This is a genomic window from Roseovarius sp. Pro17, assembly GCF_035599575.1.
GTDB lineage: Bacteria > Pseudomonadota > Alphaproteobacteria > Rhodobacterales > Rhodobacteraceae > Roseovarius.
Window position 1 is genome coordinate 1,804,069 of record NZ_CP141179.1, and the last position, 26,531, is coordinate 1,830,599.

The 26,531-nt window shown below is 60.7% G+C and carries 23 protein-coding genes; 7 read left to right on the plus strand and 16 right to left on the minus strand.

Going from position 1 to position 26,531, the window contains the following annotated elements:
- Entirely contained in the window at positions 1 to 2,409 is a 2,409-nt protein-coding gene (locus U3654_RS08735; protein ID WP_324754948.1) for an FAD-dependent oxidoreductase, read from the plus strand.
- A gap of 3 nt (positions 2,410 to 2,412) precedes the next feature.
- Here the strand turns inward: U3654_RS08735 and U3654_RS08740 are convergent, their stop codons facing one another.
- The 3 genes from U3654_RS08740 to U3654_RS08750 form a co-directional block, all read right to left on the minus strand.
- A complete protein-coding gene (locus U3654_RS08740) occupies positions 2,413 to 3,777 on the minus strand; it encodes a cytochrome P450 (protein ID WP_324754949.1) in 1,365 nt (454 codons plus the stop codon).
- Positions 3,774 to 5,042: a hypothetical protein gene (locus U3654_RS08745; protein WP_324754950.1), complete on the minus strand. Its 1,269-nt coding sequence runs from the start codon at positions 5,040 to 5,042 to the stop codon at positions 3,774 to 3,776. The genes U3654_RS08740 and U3654_RS08745 overlap by 4 nt, the downstream gene beginning before the upstream one ends.
- Positions 5,043 to 5,122: 80 nt before the next feature.
- Entirely contained in the window at positions 5,123 to 5,875 is a 753-nt protein-coding gene (locus U3654_RS08750; RefSeq protein WP_324754951.1) for a cytochrome c biogenesis CcdA family protein, read from the minus strand.
- A 94-nt stretch (positions 5,876 to 5,969) separates the two neighbouring features.
- Between U3654_RS08750 and U3654_RS08755 the strand changes: the two genes are divergently transcribed.
- On the plus strand, positions 5,970 to 6,188 hold the full coding sequence (locus U3654_RS08755; protein WP_324754952.1) for a sulfurtransferase TusA family protein: 219 nt from the start codon (positions 5,970 to 5,972) through the stop codon (positions 6,186 to 6,188).
- Between the two features lie 255 nt (positions 6,189 to 6,443).
- On the opposite strand, the gene U3654_RS08760 is transcribed toward U3654_RS08755, so the two are convergent.
- From U3654_RS08760 to U3654_RS08775, 4 genes are all read right to left on the minus strand, one after another.
- On the minus strand, positions 6,444 to 6,785 hold the full coding sequence (locus U3654_RS08760; RefSeq protein WP_324754953.1) for a hypothetical protein: 342 nt from the start codon (positions 6,783 to 6,785) through the stop codon (positions 6,444 to 6,446).
- A 367-nt stretch (positions 6,786 to 7,152) separates the two neighbouring features.
- Entirely contained in the window at positions 7,153 to 7,359 is a 207-nt protein-coding gene (locus U3654_RS08765; RefSeq protein ID WP_324754954.1) for a hypothetical protein, read from the minus strand.
- 504 nt (positions 7,360 to 7,863) lie between these two features.
- A complete protein-coding gene (locus tag U3654_RS08770; RefSeq protein ID WP_324754955.1) occupies positions 7,864 to 8,919 on the minus strand; it encodes a 2,3-butanediol dehydrogenase in 1,056 nt (351 codons plus the stop codon).
- Between the two features lie 447 nt (positions 8,920 to 9,366).
- Positions 9,367 to 10,116 (minus strand): Crp/Fnr family transcriptional regulator, encoded by a 750-nt coding sequence (locus tag U3654_RS08775; RefSeq protein ID WP_324754956.1) that lies wholly within the window; start codon positions 10,114 to 10,116, stop codon positions 9,367 to 9,369.
- Positions 10,117 to 10,804: 688 nt separating this feature from the next.
- Here U3654_RS08775 and U3654_RS08780 point away from each other — a divergent pair.
- The gene (locus U3654_RS08780) at positions 10,805 to 11,581 is read left to right on the plus strand and encodes a Crp/Fnr family transcriptional regulator (RefSeq protein WP_324754957.1); all 777 of its coding nucleotides are present in this window, start codon (positions 10,805 to 10,807) and stop codon (positions 11,579 to 11,581) included.
- 102 nt (positions 11,582 to 11,683) lie between these two features.
- Here U3654_RS08780 and U3654_RS08785 read toward each other — a convergent pair whose 3' ends face one another.
- Positions 11,684 to 12,181, minus strand: a complete 498-nt coding sequence (locus tag U3654_RS08785; RefSeq protein ID WP_324754958.1) for a DUF892 family protein — start codon at positions 12,179 to 12,181, stop codon at positions 11,684 to 11,686.
- Between the two features lie 865 nt (positions 12,182 to 13,046).
- Between U3654_RS08785 and U3654_RS08790 the strand changes: the two genes are divergently transcribed.
- The 4 genes from U3654_RS08790 (at position 13,047) to U3654_RS08805 (ending at position 15,219) form a co-directional block, all read left to right on the plus strand.
- The gene (locus U3654_RS08790) at positions 13,047 to 14,015 is read left to right on the plus strand and encodes an endonuclease/exonuclease/phosphatase family protein (protein WP_324754959.1); all 969 of its coding nucleotides are present in this window, start codon (positions 13,047 to 13,049) and stop codon (positions 14,013 to 14,015) included.
- Positions 14,016 to 14,122: 107 nt separating this feature from the next.
- Complete coding sequence (locus U3654_RS08795; protein WP_324754960.1) at positions 14,123 to 14,365, plus strand: hypothetical protein; 243 nt, start codon at positions 14,123 to 14,125, stop codon at positions 14,363 to 14,365.
- On the plus strand, positions 14,365 to 14,760 hold the full coding sequence (locus tag U3654_RS08800; RefSeq protein WP_324754961.1) for a hypothetical protein: 396 nt from the start codon (positions 14,365 to 14,367) through the stop codon (positions 14,758 to 14,760). The genes U3654_RS08795 and U3654_RS08800 overlap by 1 nt, the downstream gene beginning before the upstream one ends.
- Before the next feature lie 3 nt (positions 14,761 to 14,763).
- Entirely contained in the window at positions 14,764 to 15,219 is a 456-nt protein-coding gene (locus U3654_RS08805; RefSeq protein WP_324754962.1) for an AI-2E family transporter, read from the plus strand.
- Between the two features lie 22 nt (positions 15,220 to 15,241).
- On the opposite strand, the gene U3654_RS08810 is transcribed toward U3654_RS08805, so the two are convergent.
- From U3654_RS08810 to U3654_RS08845, 8 genes are all read right to left on the minus strand, one after another.
- Complete coding sequence (locus U3654_RS08810) at positions 15,242 to 15,496, minus strand: GlsB/YeaQ/YmgE family stress response membrane protein (protein WP_324754963.1); 255 nt, start codon at positions 15,494 to 15,496, stop codon at positions 15,242 to 15,244.
- 115 nt (positions 15,497 to 15,611) lie between these two features.
- On the minus strand, positions 15,612 to 16,127 hold the full coding sequence (locus U3654_RS08815) for a PRC-barrel domain-containing protein (protein ID WP_324754964.1): 516 nt from the start codon (positions 16,125 to 16,127) through the stop codon (positions 15,612 to 15,614).
- Complete coding sequence (locus tag U3654_RS08820; RefSeq protein WP_324754965.1) at positions 16,100 to 16,447, minus strand: hypothetical protein; 348 nt, start codon at positions 16,445 to 16,447, stop codon at positions 16,100 to 16,102. Before U3654_RS08820 ends, U3654_RS08815 begins: the two co-directional genes overlap by 28 nt.
- Positions 16,448 to 16,798: 351 nt before the next feature.
- The gene (locus U3654_RS08825) at positions 16,799 to 17,842 is read right to left on the minus strand and encodes a hypothetical protein (protein ID WP_324754966.1); all 1,044 of its coding nucleotides are present in this window, start codon (positions 17,840 to 17,842) and stop codon (positions 16,799 to 16,801) included.
- Positions 17,843 to 18,047: 205 nt separating this feature from the next.
- Positions 18,048 to 21,143, minus strand: a complete 3,096-nt coding sequence (locus tag U3654_RS08830) for a CapA family protein (protein WP_324754967.1) — start codon at positions 21,141 to 21,143, stop codon at positions 18,048 to 18,050.
- Between the two features lie 44 nt (positions 21,144 to 21,187).
- On the minus strand, positions 21,188 to 22,525 hold the full coding sequence (locus U3654_RS08835) for an HlyD family type I secretion periplasmic adaptor subunit (protein ID WP_324754968.1): 1,338 nt from the start codon (positions 22,523 to 22,525) through the stop codon (positions 21,188 to 21,190).
- Positions 22,522 to 24,234: a type I secretion system permease/ATPase gene (locus U3654_RS08840; RefSeq protein WP_324754969.1), complete on the minus strand. Its 1,713-nt coding sequence runs from the start codon at positions 24,232 to 24,234 to the stop codon at positions 22,522 to 22,524. Before U3654_RS08840 ends, U3654_RS08835 begins: the two co-directional genes overlap by 4 nt.
- Positions 24,235 to 24,261: 27 nt before the next feature.
- On the minus strand, positions 24,262 to 26,016 hold the full coding sequence (locus U3654_RS08845; protein WP_324754970.1) for a transposase: 1,755 nt from the start codon (positions 26,014 to 26,016) through the stop codon (positions 24,262 to 24,264).
- Positions 26,017 to 26,531: the final 515 nt, after the last annotated feature.

Genomic DNA, 26,531 nt, shown 5'->3' on the forward strand with positions numbered 1-26,531 from the left:
ATGAAGACCACAACTCAGGCCATCGTAATCGGCGGCGGCGTCGTCGGATGCAGCGTACTGTATCACCTGACAAAGCTGGGTTGGTCCGACGTCATGCTACTGGAACGCTCCGAGCTGACGTCAGGCAGCACATGGCACGCGGCCGGTGGGTTTCACACCCTGAACGGCGACACCAATATGGCCGCCCTTCAGGGCTACACCATCCGCCTTTACAAGGAGTTGGAAGAGATCACCGGGATGTCCTGCGGCCTGCACCATGTCGGCGGCGTGACGCTGGCGGACAATGCTGATCGCTTTGACATGCTGCTGGCCGAGCGGGCCAAGCATCGCTACATGGGCCTCGATACCCGTATCGTCACGCCCGAGGAAATCGCCCAGATCGCGCCGGTGACGAACACCGACGGCATCATAGGCGGGCTCTACGATCCACTTGACGGCCACCTCGACCCCTCCGGCACGACCCACGCCTATGCCAAGGCCGCGCGCATGGGCGGCGCGGTGATCGAAACGCAGTGCATGGTGCGCGAGACACGGCAGCGCGCCGATGGCACGTGGGACGTCGTCACCGACAAGGGCACCATCCACGCTGAGAATGTCGTCAACGCAGGCGGCCTCTGGGCGCGCGAGGTGGGTGCGATGGCAGGTGTCTATCTGCCGCTGCACCCGATGGAGCATCAGTATATCGTGACGGACGATGTGCCCGAGATCGTCGCGCGCGACACCGAGCATCCGCACGTCATGGACCCCGCCGGGGAATCATATCTGAGGCAGGAGGGCCGCGGCCTTTGCATCGGATTCTACGAGCAGCCCTGTCAGCCATGGGCCGTGGACGGCACCCCTTGGGATTTCGGGCACGAGCTGTTGCCTGATAATCTGGACAAGATCGAGGCGAGTATAGAATTCGCATATCGTCGGTTTCCGGCACTGGAACGCGCGGGCGTCAAATCGGTCATTCACGGTCCCTTCACCTTTGCGCCCGATGGCAACCCGCTGGTCGGCCCGGTGCCGGGGATGCGCGGCTACTGGTCGGCTTGCGGCGTCATGGCCGGGTTCAGTCAGGGCGGCGGCGTCGGGCTGATGCTGGCGCAGTGGATGGTTCATGGCGAATGCGAACGCGACGTCGGTGCGATGGACGTGGCGCGCTTTGGCGACTGGATCACGCCGGGCTATACAAGGCCCAAGGTGGTCGAGAATTACCAGACGCGGTTCTCGGTAAGCTACCCGAACGAGGAACTGCCCGCCGCCCGGCCCTTCCTGACGACGCCGATGTATGACATTTTCAGCGAGATGGGCGCCGTTTGGGGCCAGCAATATGGGCTAGAGGTAGCCAACTACTTCGCGACTGACGACGAGCCGCGCTATGAGACGCCCAGCTTTCGCCGCTCGAACGCACATAATGCGACTGCGCGCGAGGTCCGTGCCGTCCGCGAAGCAGTCGGCATCAATGAGGTGCAGAATTTCGGTAAGTATTTGGTGACGGGGCCTAATGCTCGTGATTGGCTGGACGTCATCATGGCGGGGCGCGTGCCACAGCCGGGGCGGCTATCGCTAACGCCTATGTTGTCGCCCGCCGGGCGGCTGATGGGTGATTTCACCATTTCCTGCCTGTCCGATAACGCGTTCCAGTTGACCGCCTCCTACGGCGCGCAGGCTATGCATATGCGCTGGTTCCAGCAGCATGAGGCGCCAGACGTGCATGTCGAGAACATCAGCGACCGCCTGACCGGGTTTCAGATAGCAGGCCCCAAGGCGCGTGAGGTGTTGATCGCATGCGCGCAGGGTCCGGTGGATGACATGCGCTTCCTAGATTTGCGCCGCGCGATTGTGGGCATGACCGATTGCCTCATTCAGCGGGTTAGCTACACTGGCGATCTGGGATATGAAATCTACTGCGATCCTATGGCGCAGCGCGCGCTGTGGGATACGCTCTGGCAGGCGGGGCAACCGTACGGAATGCGCCCGTTTGGCATGCGCGCGATGATGTCGCTGCGCCTTGATAAGTTCTTTGGCTCGTGGGGCGCGGAATTCTCGCCCGATTACACACCGGGCGAGACAGGCATGGACCGGTTCATCCAGTGGAGCAAACCCGCCGATTTCATCGGCCGCGCCGCCGCCGAGGCGGAGCGCAGCGCAGGTGCCGCGCGCCAATTGGTCGCGTTTCATGTCGACGCCGACGATGCCGACGCGCATTGGTACGAGCCGATCTGGCTGGACGGCGAGGTCAAGGGATTCGTCACCTCCGGCGGCTACTCGCACCATGTTGGGCAGTCCATCGCGCTGGGATTGATCCCGCGCGCCATGGCGAGTGGCGGACAACAAGCGCAGATCGAAATACTGGGGCAGATGCGGAATGCCACCCTGATCACCGCGCCCCTCTTTGACGCGGATGGCGCGCGCATGCGGGGGTAATATTCAGCGCGGCGTGATCCTTAGCCAGATGCCGTCCTTGCCACGCACAGTCAGATGCGCGACCGGCATCGCTGGGCGCTCTGGCACCACCTCAAAGCGATAAGCGCGCACCAGCATCGCCAGCAGCAGCACGCCCTCAATCATCGCAAATCCCGCACCGGGGCAGACGCGCTGCCCGGCGGAAAAGGGTATGAACGCCTCACGCAGACATTTGCGCCCCGCCTCTGTCCCGTAGCGCGCCGGATCAAACGCGTCTGGCGCGCCCCATATCCGTTCGTGCCGGTGCAGGTGCCACGGGCTAAGCACGATCTGCGCGCCGGGGGATATTTTACGATCTCGAAAAACCTCAGGGCAACGCGCCTGCCGCACCATCATCGGTACCGGCGGATAAAGGCGCAGGGTTTCGCGGAAAACATCGCGCGTCTGGGCCAGCTTGGACATGTGCGAGAATTCGGGAGGGCCAGCGCCAAACGCCGCCTCGGCCTCCGCTGCCACGCGGTCTTGCCACTCGGGATAGAGGGCCAGCAGATAAAGCGCCCATCCCAGCGCCGACGCACTGGTTTCATGCCCCGCAAGAAAGAAGATCGCGACCTGATCAACCATCTCTTCGGTATCAAAGCGCTGGCCGGTCTCTGGGTCGGCAGTCGTCATAATCTTGGTCGCCAAATCGTCCGGGGCATCCCCAGCCTCGATCTGCGTCATGCGCCCACTCGTCAGTTCACGGATGAGGCTGCGAATGACCTCGGCGGTGCGCCGCGTGCTGCGGCTGTGAAACCGGGGCATCCATGCGGGCAACGGGATCAGCGCCGCTAGGTTTACCACCGGCTGCGTGCGCTGGTGATCGCGAAACTCGTTGAACACACGCGCCGCCACCTTGTTTTCGATCGGAATCGAGAAAAGCGTGCGGAAAATCACGTCCGCGGCTACATGGCTCGCCTCGCCCTCGATATCGCGGGGTGTGCCATCGGCCAGTGGCGCAAGGCGGCGCACCGCGCTCTGCCCCGCCTCCAGCATCGCCGGAAAGACGTCGCGCAAACGCCCGCCCTCAAAGGCCGGGTCGATGATGCGCCGCTGGCGCTTCCACACCTCGCCATTGGTGACGAACACGGAATTTCCCAAGAGTGGCGTCAGCCCCTCGCGCACGCGGTCAGATTTGGGAAAATCGTCGGGCCGCCCCTTTAGCACGAGGTCCACAAGGTCCGGCTGATTGCATAGGTACGAGCGAAAGAACGGCGTGCGAAACTCGGCCATCCACGCGCGATAGAGGCGCGCGGGCTGGGCCGACAGGATATCGGCGCGGAACAGTTGCAGATAGCGCCACAGCGACACGCGACCGGGTCGCGACGGTGGTTTCGGCGGCAGAGTCATGCCGCAATGCTGGTGTATTTATTCACCGCCCGCTCGATCCGGCTGGCCGAGGGCGCGCGGCCTGCATAGCGCTGGCTCAGCGTCATCGGACCTGCCGTAATACGAAAATAATCGTAATCACCGGGTCTGTCGAACGCGCAGAGATACTGAAAATGCAGGCGAAAGAACTTCCAGCGCAGTTCGCGCCAGCGCGCGGGGCTGAGTGTCTGGGAAAACGCCGCCGAGATCACCAGCGGCCAGCGCTTGCGCAGTGGGGCTACGCCGCTGACCGAAACAGGATCGCATAGCGCAAAGGCGCAGCCGTCGCCGGGTGCGGTGACGTCCACCCATGTCAACGCACCGCTCTGGCTAAGATAGGCAAGGTCCGCACGCAGACGGTGTGCGCCGGGCAGGAACGACACCATCGGCACCACCTGCCCCAGCGACAGGAACGATAGCGCCGGGCCATCATCACACACGCGGCCTGCGCGGATCAGGTCAGCGAGGATCGACACCGCCAGATGCGCACCCGACGAATGGCCGACGATCAGAACTTCGTCTGAAACACCGGTCAATGCGTGGGCGATTTCATCCGCGAACTCGGCCATGCGCGCCTCCAGCGCGGGCGGGTTGGCGCCGCCATGCCGCGCGGCATAAGCATAGTCGTGCATGAGATAATAGGCATAAAACTTACCGTCGCGCGCCTTGAACCAGCGCAGCAGGACATAGCCTGCGGCGATCCCCAATCCTGCGCCGAAGAGTTGGGCAACGGCACCCGGCAACGAAACCACGCCCCAGAGCGCCAGAACACCGCAAAAGAGTGCGTAGCCCACGGCAATGGCCAGAAAAAGCTGCACCAGCAGAAATCCCACCGGGTAGAGCGCAGCGATCACCGGTCCCTTGCGCAAGCGCATCAGGCGAAACAGCGCACCGCTAGCGATATAGGTCCACGCAGTGCGGATGAGTTGCAGATAGGTGGCGAGGATCGTGTGGCTCATCGAGCTGCGCACGATATCCGACCAGACCAGCACGTCGACCTCTGCCGCCACCTCGGTGCCGTCCATGTTGCCAGTCACGCTCCAACCATAGCGACCTATGACCGTTCCCTTGCGCGCGTTCAGCTTTAGCTCGTAACCTGAAATGGCAGCCTGCGCCGCGCCCTCCTTGCGGTATAGTTCGCGGTAGCGGCGCGGGTGGATCGGATCGTAGCCGGGAATATAGAAGACGCGCCGCGTACGCACCTGTGGCACGGGGCTGTCAGGGATGCTCTTGCGCTGGCTGCTCATGCAGAATGATCCGGGTCTGGCATTTCTCGCGTCACGTTAGGCGATCATCGGGGCGAGAGTAAGACCTGAGCTGCGCAGGTTCAGCCTAGCACGGCGAGGACAGGAAATGTCTCAAGCAGCCAGAAAGCGAAGGCGGAAAATCCCCCGGTCAGCATCATAAGACCGATGGTCCACAGCAAGAGACCCATAACTTTCTCGATCCGGTCCATGTGCCGCTTCATCCAGCTCATGACGCCTGTGAGGCGTGGCAAGAACGCCGCGACAAGGATAAAGGGCACGCCCAGGCCGATAGCATAGACCGCCAGTAGCGCGGTGCCGCGCGCGACCGAAGCCTCGCCCGCTGCCAGCGACAGGATCGCACCCAGCTGCGGGCCGATGCAGGGCGTCCAGCCAAAGGCAAATGCAAGGCCGAGGATATAGGCGCCAAACGCACTGCCACCCCGGTCGCCTGCATCCACGCGCATTTCGCGGTCGAGAAATCCGATGCGGATGATCCCGAGGAAATGCAGGCCAAAAAACATCACCAGCACACCCGCGATACCGCTGAGCGTCGATTGATATTGCAGGAACGCAAGGCCCAGCGCCGAGGCCGCCGCGCCCAGCAGCAGGAATATGGTCGATAGGCCCAGCACAAAGAAGAGAGCAGGCACGATGGCTCGCATGCGATGGACGCGGCCAGTGGCGAGGTCCGGGAGGGTAACGCCGCTCATATAAGCCAAATAGGGCGGCACAATAGGCAGCACGCAAGGGCTGAGAAAGGACAGCGTCCCGGCCAGCAGCGCCACGATCATCGCGGGGATCAGGCCCGCGTCCATTATTTCGATTCCGAACATGTCGCAGCCTTAGCGCATCGGATCGGCGGCGTCACGCGACGGTATCTCACAAGTTTGTGGACAGGCGCCGCGCGCGCCTGCTACCCCGCGCCATATGGAAGAGATCGACGCCATCGGCCTGTTGTGCCCCCTGCCCGTACTAAAACTGCGCAAGCGCCTGACGCGCCTCGCGCCGGGGGGCGAAGTGCGCCTGATCTGCGACGATCCGGCGGCGGCGATCGACGTGCCGCATTTCTGCGCCGAGGCGGGGCATGAGCTGCTGTCAGTGGATACGGGCGAAGGGTGCGCCGTCTATCTGGTGCGCAAGGGCTGAAGCACCGCTTACCATTCATCACCCTGTCTGGATGACAAGTAAATCAGGAGTAAAAGCTCCTAAAATGCCACCTCATCCTCAAGGATGACAGAGGCGCAGGTCAGAGCCAGTCGACGCAACCTGTTCATCGACCGGTTTGGCATGGGCGCCCTTCGAGGGGTGTCGCACCGCATCACTTTACGAAAACACTTGTCAAAGCTTCGCGGCTGATCTGGCCGTATTTGCTGGGCAACAACGCGCCGACGCGCAGACTAATTAGACCTTTGTCGCGCAGTTCGTCGCGCCAAAAAAGCGTCCGTCGAATGCCACTTCGTCGCCTTCGCGGCCATCGACCCGCAGTTCGAACCTCATCATCTTCTTCGGCTCAAAGGCACCTTCGGACACTATGGGCTTGCGCGGCGCGAGCCGTTTCAGAAAGGCCGGGTCGAGGCGAGCTGCAATGTCGCGTTGCAACGGCAACTTTTCCACGTCCAATGCCGTGTGGCCAAACGCGTCACCCTCAGGGCGACGACCATCGGTGGGACGGACGGGGCGTGTGGCATCTTCCTTTGCGCGGTCCTCGGTAAATTTCCAGTTTACAGTGAGCGTGGCGATCATTTTCATCCCATTAGCGCCGATCCTGCCGTCACATTACAGCCGGGTGACTAGCATCAGCCTGCCCGAGTTGACTTGGGAGTTCAGCCAGTACTGCAGCGCCGACTTTGACAGGATCACGACTTGGGATGTGTCCGTGATGCTGCTATTGGACGCGATGCCAAGCTGCCACTCGTTCTCACAAGCAAAATCGCTGAACGGTATTTGAAGGGCGGCGCGACACGGGCAGGACCGTGCTGTCGCACATCCGTTCCGAACGCCTCGGAATGCGATGGCACCAGAGCAGCGCGTCTGTATTTTCGAACAATGGCAGGACTTATTTGCGACTGGATGACGTGTAGCAGCCGATGACATGTTCCCGGCGGTGATCCTACAATATGCTGCGCGCGCCCTCGACATACCCGACAAGCTGCCCCGCCGGATCTGCAGGAACTGATTTGATCCGAACTTCAGACTCGGGATCGTGGTTGATCTCATCAATTGCCAGAACCGCGCCCGCGCACATTGCATTGCCAACCGCCGCATAAGATCCGCTTTGTGACAGAAGCAGCCCAGCTGTTAGTTCCAGTCGTTCCATGAATCATCGCCAGAATAGAAAAAGCCCCTGCTGGCGCATCATTCACCAGAGAGGCTTCGTTGCCACGCCGCGATCAGCGGCACGTATTCCAGTAAAATGACAGCGGTCTCTTCGGTGAGCCCATGGTCATCACAAGGCTAACGCGCACTGCGAAGATTCGGCGAGCTATCGTGTCGCAGCCGTCCTGAAATGTCGTGAAATGGCACATGATCGCCCTGAGGGTTTTTTGACGACGCAGCATTTGACGCTGCACTATGGGGCTGGCCCGATACCCGGCTCGCTTATGGACCGCAAGATTGCACGGCACCTCCCAGCCATTGATAGAAGCTGGGTGCACGGATGGCATCCCGGCCGTGCCGGGTAAAAATGGCAAGTGGACGTTCGCTAAGATCAAAGCGAACGTCCATATTTTGCGAAATTTTAAAAAGCGCTGGCCCAGTTGAGGCTAACGCCATGGGCTGCCAATGTTTACCCTATGGCAATGTTCCTCAGTCCAAAAGCGCCTTAGGACGGGGCCTTCACCAATATCTTGATTTGGGATTTTTCCGATGACAACACATCAAACCCCTCGGCGACGATATCGTCGATTTCGATCCGTTTGGTCACCAGGTTTTCTGCCTGAAAGTAACCGCGCGCCATCATTTCCATCACCGCGGGATAGACGTTGCGATAGGCGATTGAGCCCTTGATCTGTCGTTCGCTCAGCACGATCGTGTTGGGCTGGAACGACGCTTCCTTTTCCCAGATCGACACGATCAACGCCTGTCCTTCGTAGCGCGTGGAGTCGATCGCCTGCGCCAGGACCTGCGGCACGCCAGTCACCTCAAAGGCAACGTCGACACCGCAGCCGGTCGCTGTGCGGATCTCTTCGACCACGTCGCCGGCAGTTGGGTCCAGCGCGCGGGTCGCGCCCAATTCAAGCGCCTTGTCGCGGCGCGTTTGTGACGGTTCGACGACATAAATCTGTGCGGCACCGGCAGCGCGTAGCGCCTCGACCACAAGCAACCCAATCGGGCCAGCGCCAAAGACTGCGGCGGTGTCCCCTGCCTTGATGGTGCTGACGCGCACCGCATGCAGGGCGACGGCGGCGGGTTCGATCAGCGCGCCCTGTTCGTCAGTCAGGTCATCAGGCATCTTGTGCGCCATTCGTGCGGGCACGACAGAATATTCCGCGAAACCACCGGCACCTCCGGACAGGCCGACAAAGCCCAGATTTTCACACAGGTTGTAAAGACCGTTGCGGCAAGGCGCGCAATGCCCGCAATTATAGATCGGTTCCACCGCGACCCGGTCGCCGACTGCGATGTCATCGACGTCTTCGCCGACTTCCACTACCTCTCCGCAGTATTCGTGGCCCATCGTGATCGGGGCCTTGTCATGGCTTAGCGGGTGGTTTTCGCCCACGGGAACAAAGATCGGCCCGGCGAGGTATTCGTGCAGATCACTCCCGCAGATGCCGGCCCATGCGACCTTGATCTTGACGTCACCGGGGGTGACCTGCGGCTCGTCGATGTCTTCGACGCGTATGTCCTTGGCGGCGTGCCAGCGTGCAGCTTTCATTTCATTTCGCTCCATTTTTCTGTATTGCATTGGCGCATAGCGGGAAGCAGCAGGCCTAGGCAGCACCGGCCCTTATGATGGGCCTCTGTGCATCGTCGGTTCGAGGTTTGCAGCCGCTACGCTAACTCCCCCATCGGCAGGACCGGATGAAAGGGATTGTTTAGCGAACGGAGCGGTTCGGTGGTTTGAAACCACGTATCCCCGCGTTGCGTCGACATAGATTTCCTGCCCTTTTTACTGACCTGTTCCCCAAGTCGATTGAGGACCTTGAGCACCGTTCAAAATTCAGAGTAGCGGATTGATCAGGTCTGTCGTTGATCGGGATCAACAGAGCCCGGAAAGCAGAAGGCGATGCAGCATTGCATTCTCTCAGGGGCTGACCCGGTGCCGACAGATGCCGCCCCGAACACATGCCGCAGGCAGCATCCGTCGGGCGCGAAGCCGGGCTTACTTCAACAGCGGGCCTTCGAAATCCATGTAGGCCGTGTCGAAATCGGCGAGTTTTACCAGCCCGTCGAAATCGTCGAACGTAACCTTGCCACCACGAAAGGTCATCATCCCCTCTTCGCGCAATTGGCGCAGGACGCGGTTGATATGAACGGCGCTGAGGCCCAGCGCGTCTGCCAGATGATATTGCGACAGCGGGCAAGCATATCCCTCCCTCGTCGCCAGCCCGACCAATTTCAGCCGCGCGCCAAACTCGAGAAAGAAATGCGCGACCCGCTCAAGCGCATCCCGGCGTCCGAGGCTGACCAGTCGCTCAACGACGATGGCCTCGTCCGACGACAGCGCCCAAAGCACGGCACAAGCGAGGCGAGGCGATTCCCGGAACGTGGCCATCACATCCGGGACCCCCACCTCAACCGCTGTTATCGCTGTTGCAGATTCGATATTGTGGTCGGCCGTGCGAAGCAGGACGCTGCGCAGTCCCAGAAAATCGCCCGGTATCTGAAAGTCGACGATTTGGCGCCCGCCCCCGCGCAGCACCTTGTAGGAAATCGCCCAGCCATCGACCAGAATGTAGGCGGCAGGATTGCTCTGCCCCTCATGCACCAGTTCCGTCCCGGCGGCAAAACTGCGCTGGGGGTGATCGAACCGATCGAGTATCGCCATTTCGTCATTGGAGAACGACATGAAGGCACTGAGTTTGTAAACAAACGGAGTTTGAAGGCCGTTCAGCGCTTGAAGTTTGCTCATAAGGCTGTGGCCCCCTTATTCATATCAGATCAACCCGGAAGTTTGCCATCGATGCTGATAAAACTTGACGTGTTAGCCGCACCTTAAACTGACCTGTGTCAGTTTAAATTAGGCCATTGCTGCGAAACTGTCACGCGTAACAAATGTATCGCGAGCGGACGCAACGGCACAAGGGCTACGCCCTGAAAGGATCTCATATCATGAGACAAAAAATGACGTTTCAAGAGCTGCGGCTTTGTCGATTTGCGAAGCAATGTTACTGGCGTTGAACGATCACAAGATGCTGCCTGAGTAAGGGATTATAGGCCTTCTCGACGACGCGGCATCGGCTCATGAGGGAATCTTGCCAAAGAACGCGCAGCCTGAATTTCACACCGAAATTGCTGAACTGATCCGCAAAATCATCAATGGCGGGAATTGCGTCCGACGACAGTAAAGGCGGCATCCCGCCGAGGTGGCATTTCGGAGCAATTTCCAGTTACCTAAATACCATAGTCTGGCGATTCGATCATAGTGGCGGCCAGCCAGTCCTCGCGCGCATCGCCCCACTTAACGACGTTGGAAAGACCCTCGAACTCATCTGTTTTCAGATCACCTGAATGACATGCGTCATCGCAACGCAGGTCAACGCATGCCAAACAACACCGGGACGTATGTCACTCGCCCCCAGACACGAAAAGCAAATTTGATGGTAAAGACTAGCGAAAATTCCATTAGCTGCCTCGTCAGCCGACTTGCCCGCTTTGTCGAGCTTGAGGAACACGAACGCGCCTTCATTGCCGAAATGGAAAAGGACGAACGCCCGCTGGCCAAAGGGCGCCCCGTCACCAGCGTGGGCGATCCGACCAAGGGCGTCATGGTCCTTAAATCGGGTTGGGCCGTCGTCAAGGCGGAGGGCAAGGATGGGCGCAGCCAGATCCTGCGCATCTATTTGCCGGGCGAGGTCATCGGGCTGGCCGAAATCGGATCGACCCACACCAGCCACCGCATCGTGATGCAGACGGACGGCATCATCTGTCCATTCCCGCGCAAGGGGCTCGCGCCGTTGCTGACGGATTATCCGAGGCTCGCGGCGCTGCTGATCGCGGTTGGCAGTCTCGATCAGATCGCGCTGCGTCATCATGCCGCCTGCCTCGGCTCGATGGATGCGAGCCGCAAGCTCAAGTTCTTTTTGCTGCAACTGCGCGCCCGGCTGGAAGTGGCCAATGTGGGATTGGGCAATCGGTTTCGGGTGCCGTTCAGTCAGGTCGAAATCGGACAGGCCGTCGGACTGACCTCAATCTATGTGAACAAGATGCTGCGCGCATTCATCGCCGCCGGCGAGATTGAGGTCGAGCGACCTTATTTTCGCCTTTTGGATCGCGACAATTGGGAAAAGGACACAGAATTCGTCGACGCCTTTGTCGATATGGATACATCCTGGTTTCCCGAGCCAACCAAAGTCGCTAATCCGGCGCAATTCTAAAGCGTTTCGAGATATTTCTCGGATATCTCGAAACGCCCAAAATGCATCAATGTTTCGCGCGTTCCAAATTCAAGCTTGTTTTCGACATGAACCCGAAACGCTTTAGTCCAGCGCATCCTTGTTAATCCCGCCGGTCGCAAGGTCGGTCATGGTGCGATCGCCCTCATAAGTCTTGTCGAGGCAGGATTTCAACGCGCGCTCATCCTCGCCCAATTCGAGCCGCCCGGCGAATGCGGCGAGGCAGCCATAGCCCGCCAGCGCATAGTGAACCAGCCGCTGATACTGGGTGATGATCATCGCGTCCCTGACGGCGTCATCGCCGAAACTCTCGTCGACGGCATGCGCGCGCGCCTCGCTCACCAGGCCCTCCATGCCCTTGCAATGGGCGCCGCCTAGATCTTCTTCGTGACGCTTGGCGATGTCCTCAAGCGCCTCATTCCCCCGACTGATACCGTCCGCGCCGGATTTCAACGCATCCTTCAGGTTCGCGTCGCTTGCCACTTCGGCCATCTCGTTGGTGACGTCTAGGGCTTGGGTGTTCGCGCTGTGAATGTCCTTGAGTTGCTCCAGATAGAGGTCTTCCAATGTGTCGATGCTCATGGGTGTGGTCCTTTCATGACAGGTCTCACGCTACCCCGGACAGGCCGCTGCGATAGGCACAATCCGCTCTGCGGCTTCATTCATTTGCAAAAGGTTAATGCAGATTAGAGTCTGCCTGCCCCGACGCCAAAAAATAGCATCTACGCTCTGCCACGAACGGGCGCCACGCTGGCACCCGCCCGTAAAGGACATCCAGATGCACAGCCTTTTCTATCTTATCGGCGTGATAATCGTCGTTCTGGTCATCGTCAGCTTCGTAGCCTGAATTCAAGGAGACCTGTCATGACCACCCCCAAGCTCCGATCAACACCGCCCAAGCCATCCGCCAGTGTAGAGGCAAAAATACAGCAGCAGACCCAGCGACGCAATTTGACCAGACATGAGTGATCCGAACCTTAGCAAGAGCGCAGTCAACTTGCTGTCGGACGCAACGGGTAGCCTCAGCTCGCTGTTGGGCTGAACATGCTGGTCGCAGTGGTTGCCATGATGACCGAAGCCGGGCTGGGCGCAAGTATGGCTGCGCTGATCGCGGGTGTCGCGCTGGCCGTGATCGCCTTCGATCTGATGAACATGGGGCTAATGACCCGAAAATCTCCAGCCGCGCCCCGATGCGAACCGCCAAGAACGTCAGGCGCGATGCCTATGCCGTCAAGGAGGCATATGATGACAAGTGATATCCGCACACCCGACGACAGGATCACCCTTCGGCCTACGTTTTGCACGCGGTTCAGTCTATACGGACAGTGCAGCTTGCCAAGTCCGGTGCACTTGCCTGTGTTACAACGGCAGCGGAACCTATTCTGCAGTCGTTGATTATCTGCGGATCCGGGCGTTGCGGCGACTATCTGAAATCGGAGATGAGTGTTTGCTGAGTGGAATAATCTGGGTGGTCGCTGCGGCGATTTTTGTGGCCACGGTTCTGCCGCTGACCAATAGCGTGCGGTGGTGGATCAGGATGTGGGAGTTTCCGCGCCTTCACATCGCTGTTCTGGCAATTGTGCTGCTGCTGATTGTCCTGCCACTCGATCTGTTCTTCAAGGGTCTACTGATCACCGGCCTGCTGGCCTGCACTGTCTATCATGCGATCAGGATATTTCCCTACACTCCATGGGCCACCAAGGAGGTTGTGAAAGTCGAAAATGCGCCGCAGGACGAGCGGATCAGCCTGCTGTCCGCGAACGTGCTGATGGAGAATACACGTCACGCCGACCTGATCCGCATCATCGAGCGTGAGGACCCGGACGTGCTGTTCCTGATGGAGGCGGATGAGGTCTGGCACACGGCGTTGAAGGAAACCCTGAAGGGCTACTCCTTCGTCAAGGCGCATCCTATGGACAACCACTATGGGCTGATCTTTGCGACGCGGCTGCAAACGATCAGTTGCGAGTTGCTGTTTCTGTCGGGCGACGACACCCCCACGGTCAAGGCCGTGCTGCAAGGCCCGAGCGGCAGTAAATTCAACTTTATCGGCGTGCACCCCCGCCCCCCGGTTCCGGGGAACGATACCGCATCGCGCGACAAGGAAATCAAGCGCGCCGCCCAGATCACCGGAGCATCCGATCTGGCGACCGTGTGCATGGGTGATTTCAACGACGTGGCGTGGTCCTGGACGACACGCCGATTCAAGCGATACGGCAACTACCGGGACCCGCGCGTCGGGCGCGGAATGCTGTCCAGTTTCGATGCACGGCACTGGTTCCTGCGATTTCCCATCGACCAGATGTTTCTGACCGAGGGCATCGGTTTGGTGTCGTTCGAACGGCTCGAAGCATTCGGCTCCGATCATTTCCCGATCAAGTCCGTCGTCACCCTGCACGATCAGAAAGACGGTTAAATGGCCCCGCCCCCCCCCCCCAAAGTTATGAGATCACCGGTGCAGACGCCACCAAATCGGCCAGACTTGCGCAGGTTCTGGAACGGCTGGCCATTCCGATCTACGGCATGTTCATCATTCTGCTGCTGCAAGGGCTGGTCTGGGCCAGCGATTTCCTGATCCCGGTCACGGCGGCGATCTTGGGTTATTTCATTCTCAACCGTCCGCGCCGGTGGCTGCAACGCATCGGCGTTTCTGCGGTCTTTTCAGCCGCGATATTCACAGGCCTTCTCACGATCGTCATTGCGCTGTTGCTGGTTCAACTCAGCACACCGGCGGCTCAGTTCATCGAGATGATCTGCCCTCACTGATGCAGCAAATCAAGAGCAAGCTTTCGTCCTCGGGCGGCGCCCTTGAGGCCATCAAGGACGCCACAGTCGCCGTCGAAGAGATCGTCGCCGAAACGGATCAGGAAACCGTCTCGGTCGAGATCGTATCGAACACCGGGGTCGCAGCGACACTGTTCAGCATGGCGCCGGGGTTCCTCAGCCGCATCATGTTTTCGTTGATCCTGCTGTTTTTTCTCGTGGCATCGGGCGACATGTTCCTGACCAAGACTGTCCAGAGCTTTGATCGGTTCGCCGATAAACGCCGCGCAGTCGACGTCTTTCATTCAATCGAGGAGCGGCTGGGGTATTATCTGGGCGGGATAACGTTCATCAACCTCGGCCTCTGGGGCGCGGTTGCCATCGCGATGGCCATTTGAGGGATGCCCAGCGCGGTTGTCTTTGGCGTGATGGCGTTCGGGCTGAACTTTGTTCCCTATCTCGGCGGCCTTCTGGGCGCGGCCATCGCCGCTGCCGTTGCGTTTGTCAGTCTGAATGGCGTCTGGCCTGCGGCGGGCGTGTTCGCAGCCTACATCGCCCTCACGGCTGTCGAGGGGCAGCTTATCACTCCCTTGCTGATCTCACGCAGGATGCGGCTAAACACGACGGTCGTGTTGTTGACCGTCGCATTTTTTGCGTGGATCTGGTCGTTCATGGGGATGATCGTCGCGTTGCCGATTCTGATCGTCGTCAAGGTCGCCTGCGACGAGACGACATCACTGCACACAATCGGGCGTTTTCTAGGCGACATCGATGATGCGAAACCGCGCTCCGATACGTTGACCGACACTAAGTCGACGGGACACGCAGATAAAACGCCGGGCGGGCGCGGGGTCTGACCCTCACAGCCCGGCGCGGTCTTCAGGCCTTGCGCCGGATCATGCGCACGATGCCGATCAGCAGGCACGCGCCCGCAGCCGCGACGACCAACTGACCGAACCATCCGCCCAGCGTCGAGCCGGTGATCAGCACCAGCAGCCAGTTCAGCATCAGCGCGCCCACGATGCCGAGGATGATGTTCATCAGCAGGCCCTGTTCTGCCTTCATGATCTTCTCCGCGATCCAGCCCGCAAGCGCGCCGACAATCAACGATCCGATCCAACCAATTCCAGTCATTCTTTCATATCCTTTTAAAATTTGGTTTTGCGATTATGGACGCTAGCACACCGCCCTCGAAAAAGCTGCCGCCCGATATCGGGCGACAGCAGATTTATAAAGCTATTGACGCGGTTCAGCTGCCCAGAAGATCGGCAATGGTGCCATTGCCGTCGGACATGACGACTTCGCTGTCGTTATATTCCGGCATGTTCTTGAGTTCTGCCTCGGACGTTTTGGGCAGATAAACGGCGCCATCGCGCACGCTCTGACGGTCAACAGGCAGTGCCACCTCACGCTCGCCCAGCCCGAGAAAGCCGCCAACCCCGATGATCGCGACAATGGTATCGCCGCGCAGGCCGATATTGTCGATCTCGCCAACATCTTCGCCGCTTTCGCTCAGCACATTCATGCCAGTCAAATCACCGACGAGCATCTGGCTGATCGGGTTCTGGGTCACGTTGTCGTTGTAGACCGCACGATCCTTTTCGGTTTTCATCTTGCCGCTGTCGTCAGCCTCATAGTCCTGCATTTCGATGACGGCCTCGCCCTGCTCGACATTCACTTCGGCATCGTCGGTCTGGCTGATGTTGACCTCGGCCTCCTCTTCGGCTGCCTTGACGTCTACATCGGCACCATCCGATTGCAGCACGTCGACGTTGCCTCGGCCTGCTCGACCGAAATATCGGCCTGCTCGGCGCTGTCGACCTGAACATCGGCTTCGGCGGACTGGATATTTAACTTGGGCTCGGATTCCTGAATCGTGATCTTGGGCTCGGGACGCACGAAACGCACGACCGGCTCGGGCTGCGTGACGCTGACCTGCGGTTCGGCGCTATTGACGTCAACCTGAGGGTCGGGGATGCGCACGGTAACGATGGGTTCCGGAATGACGACGGTGATGACGGGCTGGGCCTGCTCGATCGTGATGATCGGCGCGACCTGCTGCACGGTGACGGTCGGTTCCGGCACTTCGACAGTTATTTCCGGCTGAGGCTGCTCGACTGTCGACGTGACCGTAGCTGAGTCGACCGTTTCGGTCGATCAGCGTTTGCGCCTTTGCGATGGTGTCGGGCGCATGGTTGTTGTCGATGTCCCCGAATCCGGCCTCTTTGATAGCGCCGATGATCAACTGGGCGTTGTCGCCAGCTTGGCGATACCGAGTGCTGCAAACCAGAAAAGGACGCTATGCATTCAGCATGCTGGAAATCAGCCCGGCATTGGCATCGATCTTGTCTATGGGGGTCCTTGCCGGTGCAACAGTGGCACAAGGAAATGGCCCCCCTGCACGCAGAGGGGCCATTATTTCTTCATCAGGCCGATTTATACGTGATCGTCGCGACGATCACCAATCAGGCTGTCGGGTTTAGCCGCGAACGCACCGCCGCAGGCAGCAGCAAGGCCCAGCAGCGAGGCAAGCGCCAGCAGCAGCGCGACGGACGCCAGCGCATCACTGGTGGCCTGCGCCGCCTCGATCGCCTGTGTCTGAGCCGCTTGGACCCCGTCGCGCAGCGCGTTGACCGACTGCTCTACTTGAGACTGGACCTCGTTGACCATCTGCTCGGCTTCCTGCGGCGTTACGCCAAGGCGGCGTTCCATGACGGCACGGGCCTGCTGCAAATCCTCTTCGGACAGGATCGCGTTGGGGCCACCCAGCATGTCGTCTGCGAAAGCATCCAGATCGGCGCTGATATCGCCCGGCGAAGACACAATGTCGCGAAGCGTCGATCTGGCCTCGGCAATTGCTGCCTCCTGCTCGGATTTGCTAAAGACATTGCGAAACGCCTCTTTCGCTTCGGAGCGCAGGTTCGCCTCGGTGATGCCGTTCTCGCGCAAAGTCGCCTGCAATTCGTCAGGCAGATCGTCCATCGACAGATTATCCACCAGTTCGGACGGATCGGGCAGCGAGATGTCGTCGGGAATGATCGCATCGGCGGCAGTGGCAACCGTGCTGGCGGTTCCGCTCATCAGCGCGCCTGCGGCGCCGAACACTGCGCCCGCACCCGTTACCGACGCCCATGCGAGAAAGATCGTGGCCACGGCCCAGACAGACGCGCCATGTAGCAAGGAAGAGATCAAGCGCGGAATCCCAGCCATGCGTGACGCGACGTACCCGCCTGCGCCCAGTGCGATGAGCTGCGTTATGACCAGATAGATACCGGTCCCGATCGTCATGCCCGCGCCCGGATTTTGGTCGAATTGTGGATCGACGATGGCGGCGCCCATGCCGATGCCGAGCGTTGCAAAAAAGATCATCACCGCGACGGCAACAACCGCGCCCGCAATGATCGCACCCCAGGAAACCCGACTGATCGCGCCCTGTCCCGGCGCGGCGGGCCGCACTGCGTATTGTTCATCCATGCTCATATTTCTCTCCGGTAGGATCCCAATTTGACCGGCCTCCCCGGATGGGTAAGCAGCGTTCTTGCATGGCGGATCGAGGCCATGCAGGATGGGTTCATCATAGCATCCGATGCCCGCGGGATCGGGCCGAATACCTTAATCTCGGACAAGGTTGCGCGATTTTGGCACGCGTCTGGGGCGACGATCCAGCCAGAGGGCGGCAGTTACGTCAGGGTGCTTCGCCGGGCGCAAGGTCCGCCGGTATGGGCTGCCCCATATCAATGGGCATATCATTCGCCATGATCGGCCGACGGTCGGGAAGCTCCATTTCCAGATGAAATCCGACGCTATCCTCGGCGCGGCGAAACAGTTGGGGCGTGGCGAATGGCAGGTGTTCCAGCGCGTCCTCGAATTCTTCGGCGGTGACAGGACGGTTGCGAAACTCGGTCAGCGCATTGTCCGTCACGATCGGATAGAGCCGCAGCGCCGCTCTGCCCTGCTGTTGGTCGGTGAAATCCAGCGCCACGGCGAGGCCGTAGGGAGGCACGCCGCGCTTGGAAAAGCGGCCGGGCGTGTTCCAGACAAAGTTGCCGATGTTATAGATCACGGCGCAATCCTTGATCATCTCGGCGTCCTGCACGATGTGGGCGCCGTGTCCGATGATCAGGTCGGCCCCGGCATCTGCCAGTGCGGCAGCCATATCGCGCTGCTTTTGTGTGACGTCCGCGTAATCGACCCCCCAATGGGGAAAGACGACAAAGGTAGGATCGGGCAAAGTATCCCGCAATTCCGAAATCTGATCGGCAATGCGCTGCGCGCTCAGCTTGCCAATCCCCGCGATACGACGACCTGCATACCAGTGGTATTCATTCTCATAGCGCCCCCGGCGCTCGAACCCGCCAAACACGACGAGCGAGCGTTCCACTCCGTTCACCGCGAACCTGTGAACAAAGGGACGCGCCGCCGCCTCACCATTGCCGCCCGCACCAAAACTGGCGATGCCTGCGCTGTGCAGCCTTGCCTGTGTTTCGGACAGTCCCGCAGTCCCGCAGTCCAGCATATGATTGTTGGCAAGTGTGACCGCGCTGATTTTTGCGTCTGTCAGCGCTGTGACAGTGGGGGCTGCATCGCACCAGCCCAGATAATTCTTGCGGCCCTCCAGCGCCGGGTCGGGCGTGGCGGCAAGTGGCACTTCGAGATTGGCGATGGTCAAGTCGGCCGAGTCCAACAACCCCTTGAGCCCAGTCAGACAATAGCCAGGGCCGTGTGCGGCAAGGATGTCTTGCAGGCCCGCAACGCGGGGGCGGTGCATATAGGATTCCCCAAACCCGACATCGCCGACGAAAAGCGCGGTCAACCTATCCGTCGCAAGCGTCATTGCGCGCGCAGGCATCTCAGGCTCAGGCACCTCGTTGGGCAGGATTGCGTCAACCGGCAACCCCAGCGTTTCCGACGCGCGCACTAACGATGCGGGATCGTCCAGCGATGCGGTGCGGGGTCCGACGATCCGTGATATCGACTGCGCGGCCTGCTCTTGCGTGTCCGAGCCGTCGGATGGCGCCAGAACCGCAAAGTCGACATATTCAACGCCAAGACCACGCCGCACCATTTGCGCGGGCGTGATTTCGATGATGCCGATCTCAATCCGGCTGTCGCGGCTAAGGGTTTCGCCCGTCTCGCTGCGCAGGGTCGCGCGGCGTGCCTTGCTGCGCGTGCGGCTGAACACAGCGCCCAGCGGCCTGTTGGCGCGGGTTGCAACCGCCTCGATATCGCGGCGCATTTGGCGCGTCTGACCGGGCGCGCCAAGTAACACGACGACGGGAATGCGCGCGGGCGTCCCGATGGGATAGAGCATGTCGAGCATCGCCTCGGTCACCTTGTGCGCGTCGTCGCCCATCACATGAAGGTGTGGATTTACGCCGGGCCGACTGTTGACTTCGCATATGGCGCCGCCGGTTTCGGTGTAGGGGCGCTCCAGATCGGTGGTTATGAAATCGACGCCGCAGACATCAAGGCCTATGACCGCCGCCGCCCTCTCGGCTACGTCGCGGATCGACGGATGGACCTTGTCCGTGACGTCAAAAGGCTCGCCCCCGCGCGAGAGGTTGGATTCCTGGCGCAGCAGAATCTTGGTGCCGTTCGTCGGAACAGAGTCTAGCGTCAGGCCCTGATCGTTCAGCAGTTCCGCCGCCTCGTCGTCAAGCTGGATCGACTTCATCACCGATGTACGCCCGCGCGTGGCAGGCACACGCTCGGGGCGCGTATTTTCCAGCGTGACCAGCTCCTGCACGGTCGAAGTGCCATCCCCGCGCACTTGGGCCGGGCTTCTGTGCATGGCCGAGACGTAGCGGCCATTCACGACCAAAAGGCGGTATTCCTCGCCCGGAATGACGTGTTCCAGAATGACCCTGCGGGAGTATTTCTGCGCGTGATGAAAGGCCCGCAAAAGCCGCTCTTCGCTAGGAACGCCGACGGTGACGCCATTGCCCATATTGCCGTCCAGCGGTTTTACGACCAACGGATAACCAATAGCGCGCGCCTGCTGGACGGCCGCCTTTTCGCTGCGCGCCATGCGCTGCCGCGCAACCGGCAGCCCTGCCTCGTTCAGCATATCGCGCGTCAGACGCTTGTCACGGGATATGGCCCGGCTGACCGATGCTGTATTCGTCGATTCCGACCCTTTCAAAAGGTGGGAATACCGCCCCGACCCCAGTTGAAGGTATTGCGATCGATGCAGGGGGGACCAAGGAATGGACCGTGTCTCCGCCAAGGCGGCGAGTTCCAGCGCGTCCGCTGCGGGGGTTTGCTGGTTCGTCAATTTCAGGAATCGCTCCAGCCGCTTGAAAAATATCGCGTTCAGCTTTGTGCGCGAGACACCCTTGATCATGGCTGCGGTCACGGCGACCGCCATCTCGGCCGCCGCACGCCCGATCTCTTGGCTGCCGACCTCGAAAATGGCGCGCCCCTGCGTCTGAAGATCGGGCACCGGGTCCGCATCTGTCACGTCTGTCGTGTCTGTCTCAGCCGGGCTGCTGCCCTCGCGCCAGGCACAGAATTTGACCGGCCAATAGGCACAGCGCTGCGTGATAAGCGCAAGCATTTCGACCACGGCGGCAGCGGGCACAGGCTGGCGCGCACGCATCAGCCGTCGCCAGGCGGGGCAATCGGTCACCCTGCCCTGTGGCGCGTCAAATATCTGTGGAAGGCGGCGAATGTCCTTGCGGGTCAGAAAAACACCTGCCGCACCCTCTAGCCGCAGTTCCAGCGCCAGACGGCGTGTATGGATATTGCCGCGTCGCCACAGCTTGTGCGATTTGATTTCCATCTCTGTCTAGTCCCTTCCCTCAAGTCCCGGCGCGGTGCGCCCGCTCACCCCTCGCGCAGCCCGCGCGACAAAAATCGCGTGATCGGCGTCGAAATATAATCCATGACCGAGCGCGCGCCGGTGCTGATCGCCACCTCGGCACTCATCCCCGGTTGCAGCGGAACGGACCCCCGCGCCGCATCGTCGCGGTCCAGCTCGATCCGGGCGCTGTAATAGCCGGCGCCCGTGGCTGGATCGATGATCCGATCGGCAGAGACGGTGGTAACAATGCCAGTCAGCGGTGCCTCGCTGCGTCGGTTAAGAGCGGCCAGCCACACTTGCGCGGGCAGTCCCGGCGTCACCTGATCAATGTCCAAGGGATCAATCGTCGCCAGCACAACCAGCTTGTCACTGACCGGCACCACGTCGAGCAGGGTCTGCCCCGCCGCGATCACGCCGCCCACGGTATGCACGTTCAGCCCCGTGACAATCCCTGCCACGGGCGAACGGATTTCTGTGCGTCCCACCACATCCTGCGCCGCGTTCAACTGTTGGCCGAGTTCGTAAGCCAGCGCGCGGGCGCGTTGCAGTTGCTCGGTCACTTCCGATGCCATCTCGGCCTGAAGCTCGGCAAAGCGCAATTCAGCCTGCTGGATGTTCTGACGCGCCGTGCCGATGGCGGCGCGATAACCGGAAATACCGCCCTCCAGTTCGGCCTTGTCACGCTGAAGCCCCAATAGCCGGGCCCGGTTCGTCAGATCCATGGCCAGCAGCGCCTCGACATCAGCCAGCTCTTCGGAAATCAGCTCAACCCGCTGCTCAGAGGACGCGATCTGCCCCTCCAACCCGGTGATCTCGCTGGTGAGGCCATCCTTTATCCGCTCGGTGATTGAGGCGCGCTCGGCCAGCAGATCGCGGCGGTTTTGCAAGATGCCCCGCTGTCCGTCCATCGCGGCGCGCACCGCCTGATCGCCGAACTTTTTCGTCAGCTCGTCGGGGAACGTAATCTCGTCTGCGCCGGACTGCTCGGCGATCAACCGGGACTCGGCGGCGCGGGCCTCAAAATACTGGGCCTGAATTTCATTTCGGCTAGACGCCGAGACAGTGTTTTGAAGCCGGATTAAAACCTGTCCGGTTTCCACCCGGTCGCCTTCGCGCACTAATATCTGATCGACGATGCCGCCTTCGAGGTGCTGCACATTGCGCACGTTCGTATCCACATTGACGACACCGGGCGCGAGGACGGCCCCCTCAATCGGCGCGGCGGAGGCCCAGACATAGAAGCTGCCGAAAAAGAGCGCGATAATGGCAAATCCGATCAACCCCAGACCACGCCCAAAGGGGTATTTATCGTCCATCTGGGTGCGTGCCCAATCGGGTATGTCGGCGACAGGCGTGCTCATGTGACGCTCCTCAGGTGGTCGCGGGCCTTTTGCGCAGCCTGTTTGCCAAGGTTCTGCGTGACCTCATGCGACTTGCCGCCAAGGATCAGAAAACAATCGGCCAGCCGGGTGATCTGTGACGAATGGATCGACTGGGTGATGACGATGGACGTCCCGCTCGCTTTCAGCGATTTCAGCGCGTTTTCCATTATGCGCCGGGCGGCGGCGTCCAGATTGGCGGATGGTTCGTCCAGCACGATCAGCCGCGGGCGGCCATAAAACGTGCGGGCAAGGGAAATGCGCTTGCGCTCGCTACCTGACATTCCGAATGTGTCGCCGGTAATCTGCGTGTCGTAGCCATCGGGCAGATGAACGATCATGTCGTGGATTCCCACCAGCTTGGCCGCGGCGACGACCTCTTCCATGTCGCCCTCGCCCATGCGGGCGATGTTTTCGCGCATGGTTCCGCTGAACAGCTCAGTGTGCTGGGGCATGTAGCCGATCAGATCGGCGCGCACGGCGTCGGGCAGACGTGCGATAGTTACATCGCCCAACCGGATCTGGCCGTGGCGCGGCTGCAACAGGCCGACCAGCAGGCGCGACAGCGTCGACTTGCCCGTGCCTGCGGTACCGTTGACCACCAGCATCTGCCCCGGCTCCAGCGACAGCGACAGGCGACGATAGAGGTCCGTGCGCTGCCCCGGATGGCGAAAGTTCACCTCGTGCAGCACCATGGGCGCATCGATTGTGCCGGGCAACAGGGACGTGCGCGCGACATCCTCGTCAGTCAGGCGCTCTTTCACGGCATCATAGGCGGTTTTTGTTTCGCGCAGATTTCGGTAATTGCGCACTGCGCGCTCGGCCAGCGCATAGCCAAAGCCCGACATGATCCGCGCCGCGAATATCCCGCCCAGCGTCAGCGAGCCCAGCACCACCAGCCAGATACCGACCGCGATCATCGCGATGCGCAGGAACCGTCCCACGCCATGCATCATCGTGTTGAGCAATACCTGACGGCCGGCGATGCGCTCGTGCTCTTCCAGCCGTGAGCTCGAAGTGCGCTGCCAACGCTGGGTCAGGATCGGCGCCATTGACAGCGCGCCGACGCTTTCGCGGTTCTGTTCGGCGGACAGCACCAGCGCGTTGGCCTCCTTGTAGGCGTCACTGGAGGCGCGGCGCGGTTCGCGCGTCAGAACGTCATTGATAACCCCCAACACCAGCAGCAGCAGCAAACTGCCCAGACCGATGACGCCCAGCAAGGGGTGGATAAGGAAAATGCCAATGAAAAAGAGTGGTGCGAACATCACATCAAGCCATGACAGCGCCGGACCGGTGACGAAATGGCGCAGCTTACTGACATCGGCCAAGGCGCGGCTGATCTGCGTCGCCTGCTCGGGCGCGCGCCCGTCCGCGAGTCCGCGATGCACCATGCGCGGGCCGAACTGGCGTTCGATCCAGATGCCCCAGCGCACCATCATGCGGCGGCGAACCACCTCCAGCGCGAGGCCGCAGGCTATAGCCACAACCACAGCGATGGTCAGCATGATCAGCGTCTCGATACTGCGGCTGGCAGGCACCCGGTCCAGCACCTGTAGCAGATAGAGGGGCGAGGCGAATTTGAGCAGGTTGAACACCGCAGTAAAGATCACGACACAGGCCAATCCAAGGCGTGACGCACGCCATGCGCTGGTGACCGCGGTGACGCGTCCCGCTTTTCTGCGTTTTGCCATTTCTTGCTCCGCCCTTCTCTATCGCTCTCAGTTCAGGCCGCTTCGGTCCGAGATCGCTCCAATCGCGTCAATCCTGTCCTCACCGTAGCCCGCGCCGGGATAGGCCGGTTCGTCGGCAAATCCGCCGTCTTCGTCGAAATAGCGTTCATTGACCGCTGCGATGGTGGCAGACAATGGCCGCTCGGGTGCCTGCACGGTGCGCATGAGCGGCAAGCCTTGCCGACGGGCGGTGGCGATCTGCGCGGCAAGGTCCGCCGTCAGATCGTCCAGCGCGCCGGGTCGCAGGCGAATGCCTGTCAGCATCTCCCGCACCAGCGTGGACACTGCCGCATCAAAGGCATCGATTTCAGCTTCGATCACGGCAAAGACTGCGGCGACGGGGGCTGTCACCTTTTGCGTGAAGGACGGGTCATAATGATTGCATCTCAGCTTGGGGACGCGCAGGTCGATCCGGCCAAAATCGGTATGCCATTCGTGCAATCTAAATCCGTTGCGCCAGTCGCGCCGCCCGGACGAGCGCGATCCGAAGGGCGCAGCGCACAGCGCATCTACCTCCAACTGCATCACATGATAGGCTGCGCGTTCCAGCAGGTCATGCGCCAGCGACGTGCCGGTCGCCCCGGCCCCGCCCGCCTGCGACGAGGCGCTGCCGATCGCCACCAGATTGCTCAGCATCACGTTAGACGGCATCGCCATGCGCGCCAGCCGCGCCAGAAATGGATGCACAATTGAAATTCCAGCCTCGACAGCGCGGGAGCGCATCACGGGCACCATCGCGCCCTCCTGCAAATCCCATGGGGAATAGACGCGCAGTCCGGTGGCATCCTCGGCCTCGCGCACACCCAACGGCGAGCGGCCCAGCCGGCCACTGATTCCCAACACGTTATGCTGCGCCTCTCGCAGCACATCGACGCCGTATTTCGCGCCCATCGCATCATAGGCCGCAAAGACCGAACCGATGGTAACATCCAGTATCTTGCGGCTGCGAATTAATTGCGCAGTTTCAAGCTGTTGAAGCCCGTCGGCAATTTCAATCACTGCCACATCGCAGCCCTGTGCGGCAGCGTGGTTCATTAGCCGATAGGTCGCGCGCTCGATTTCGGGGACACTGACCAGATACGTGCTGGAATAGCCCGCATCGGTAAAATCCAGTGACACATCAGCGCCCGCGTCACGCACGATCCACATGTCGCCACCCGATCCAGTGCCGGTGATCTTCATCGCCGCCACCTTGAACCCCAGCCGTTTAAAGCCGCGCATCAGCGACGTTGCGGTCAAAGTCTTGCCCGCGTTCATCGACGTGCCAAGCGACAGTACCGCCGGGATATCTGGCCTCTGTTCGGACGCATCGACGCGGAATTGCATGGTATTCAGACGCTCGCCATCCGCGCCAACGACCAAACCGACCGGAGTGATCTGCGTCGGCGGACGCAGACCTATGCGGCGCGAAATTTCAATCGAGGCAAGGCCCCCCGCGGCCACCAGATCGCAAGGCGAAAGGTCAGGACCGATGCGCGATTCATACTGATCGGGCGCATAGCGGTTGCCATAACAGACGATAATCTCGTCGCCCGGAAACATGTAGGCGCGCCGACCGTCTGTCAGCTCCAGCTTTTCCTGTTTGCCCAGTTCATCGACCCGCGCCAGCACGATGTCGCCGGGTCGTGGCTGGACATCATCGCCGGTGATAAGTCCCCGCATCGCGCTGACTGGCACCCTGCGCGTGCTGAAAGCGCGTTTTACCTTGGCCAACCGCGGTCTGCTCAGAATTGCATAAGCCATGAAATGCCCTCGTTGATTTACGCTATTTTGCCGCACGTCCGATCTGCCGTGGCGGGTCGGGCGGTCGCTAAGTTTTGTTGGATCTCAGAGGTCAGGTCGGGTGCGGCTCTTGTTGATCTTGAGGGGCACTCGATAGGAAGCGCAGCCTTTCGGGTGCGTCGGCGTTGGAACAGGTAACAGTCATGGTAGTCTCACTTTTCGTCTCAAATTTCATCGTCACTCTCCTGCGGTTAGCGAGGGCGACCCGCCGACCGCCCGGCACCCTGAACAAAACAATCATTCAGCAGAGGCGCGCTGCAAAAAAAATGGCGCACCTCCATTGCCGCAACTGCTCGTTGAAGAACCTCCAATCTCTACAACCGGCAATTTGACTTTAAATTTCGGGGGGATGGACCCACACTAACGCATGTTAGGATCGGTGCGCGTCGACTCTGGACTACAGGCAAATCTCCGCCTGCGGTTCGGCAACCCGTCGCCTGCCCGATGGAAATAATGCTGCGCTCAGAGATGCTTGG

Coding starts and splice junctions, on each gene's coding strand:
- U3654_RS08735 (WP_324754948.1), top strand. CDS start 1: ATGAAGACCACAACTCAGGCCATCGTAATCGGCGGCGGCGTCGTCGGA.
- U3654_RS08740 (WP_324754949.1), bottom strand. CDS start 3,777: ATGACTCTGCCGCCGAAACCACCGTCGCGACCCGGTCGCGTGTCGCTG.
- U3654_RS08745 (WP_324754950.1), bottom strand. CDS start 5,042: ATGAGCAGCCAGCGCAAGAGCATCCCTGACAGCCCCGTGCCACAGGTG.
- U3654_RS08750 (WP_324754951.1), bottom strand. CDS start 5,875: ATGTTCGGAATCGAAATAATGGACGCGGGCCTGATCCCCGCGATGATC.
- U3654_RS08755 (WP_324754952.1), top strand. CDS start 5,970: ATGGAAGAGATCGACGCCATCGGCCTGTTGTGCCCCCTGCCCGTACTA.
- U3654_RS08760 (WP_324754953.1), bottom strand. CDS start 6,785: ATGATCGCCACGCTCACTGTAAACTGGAAATTTACCGAGGACCGCGCA.
- U3654_RS08765 (WP_324754954.1), bottom strand. CDS start 7,359: ATGGAACGACTGGAACTAACAGCTGGGCTGCTTCTGTCACAAAGCGGA.
- U3654_RS08770 (WP_324754955.1), bottom strand. CDS start 8,919: ATGAAAGCTGCACGCTGGCACGCCGCCAAGGACATACGCGTCGAAGAC.
- U3654_RS08775 (WP_324754956.1), bottom strand. CDS start 10,116: ATGAGCAAACTTCAAGCGCTGAACGGCCTTCAAACTCCGTTTGTTTAC.
- U3654_RS08780 (WP_324754957.1), top strand. CDS start 10,805: ATGGTAAAGACTAGCGAAAATTCCATTAGCTGCCTCGTCAGCCGACTT.
- U3654_RS08785 (WP_324754958.1), bottom strand. CDS start 12,181: ATGAGCATCGACACATTGGAAGACCTCTATCTGGAGCAACTCAAGGAC.
- U3654_RS08795 (WP_324754960.1), top strand. CDS start 14,123: ATGTTCATCATTCTGCTGCTGCAAGGGCTGGTCTGGGCCAGCGATTTC.
- U3654_RS08800 (WP_324754961.1), top strand. CDS start 14,365: ATGCAGCAAATCAAGAGCAAGCTTTCGTCCTCGGGCGGCGCCCTTGAG.
- U3654_RS08805 (WP_324754962.1), top strand. CDS start 14,764: ATGCCCAGCGCGGTTGTCTTTGGCGTGATGGCGTTCGGGCTGAACTTT.
- U3654_RS08810 (WP_324754963.1), bottom strand. CDS start 15,496: ATGACTGGAATTGGTTGGATCGGATCGTTGATTGTCGGCGCGCTTGCG.
- U3654_RS08825 (WP_324754966.1), bottom strand. CDS start 17,842: ATGAGCATGGATGAACAATACGCAGTGCGGCCCGCCGCGCCGGGACAG.
- U3654_RS08830 (WP_324754967.1), bottom strand. CDS start 21,143: ATGGAAATCAAATCGCACAAGCTGTGGCGACGCGGCAATATCCATACA.
- U3654_RS08835 (WP_324754968.1), bottom strand. CDS start 22,525: ATGAGCACGCCTGTCGCCGACATACCCGATTGGGCACGCACCCAGATG.
- U3654_RS08840 (WP_324754969.1), bottom strand. CDS start 24,234: ATGGCAAAACGCAGAAAAGCGGGACGCGTCACCGCGGTCACCAGCGCA.
- U3654_RS08845 (WP_324754970.1), bottom strand. CDS start 26,016: ATGGCTTATGCAATTCTGAGCAGACCGCGGTTGGCCAAGGTAAAACGC.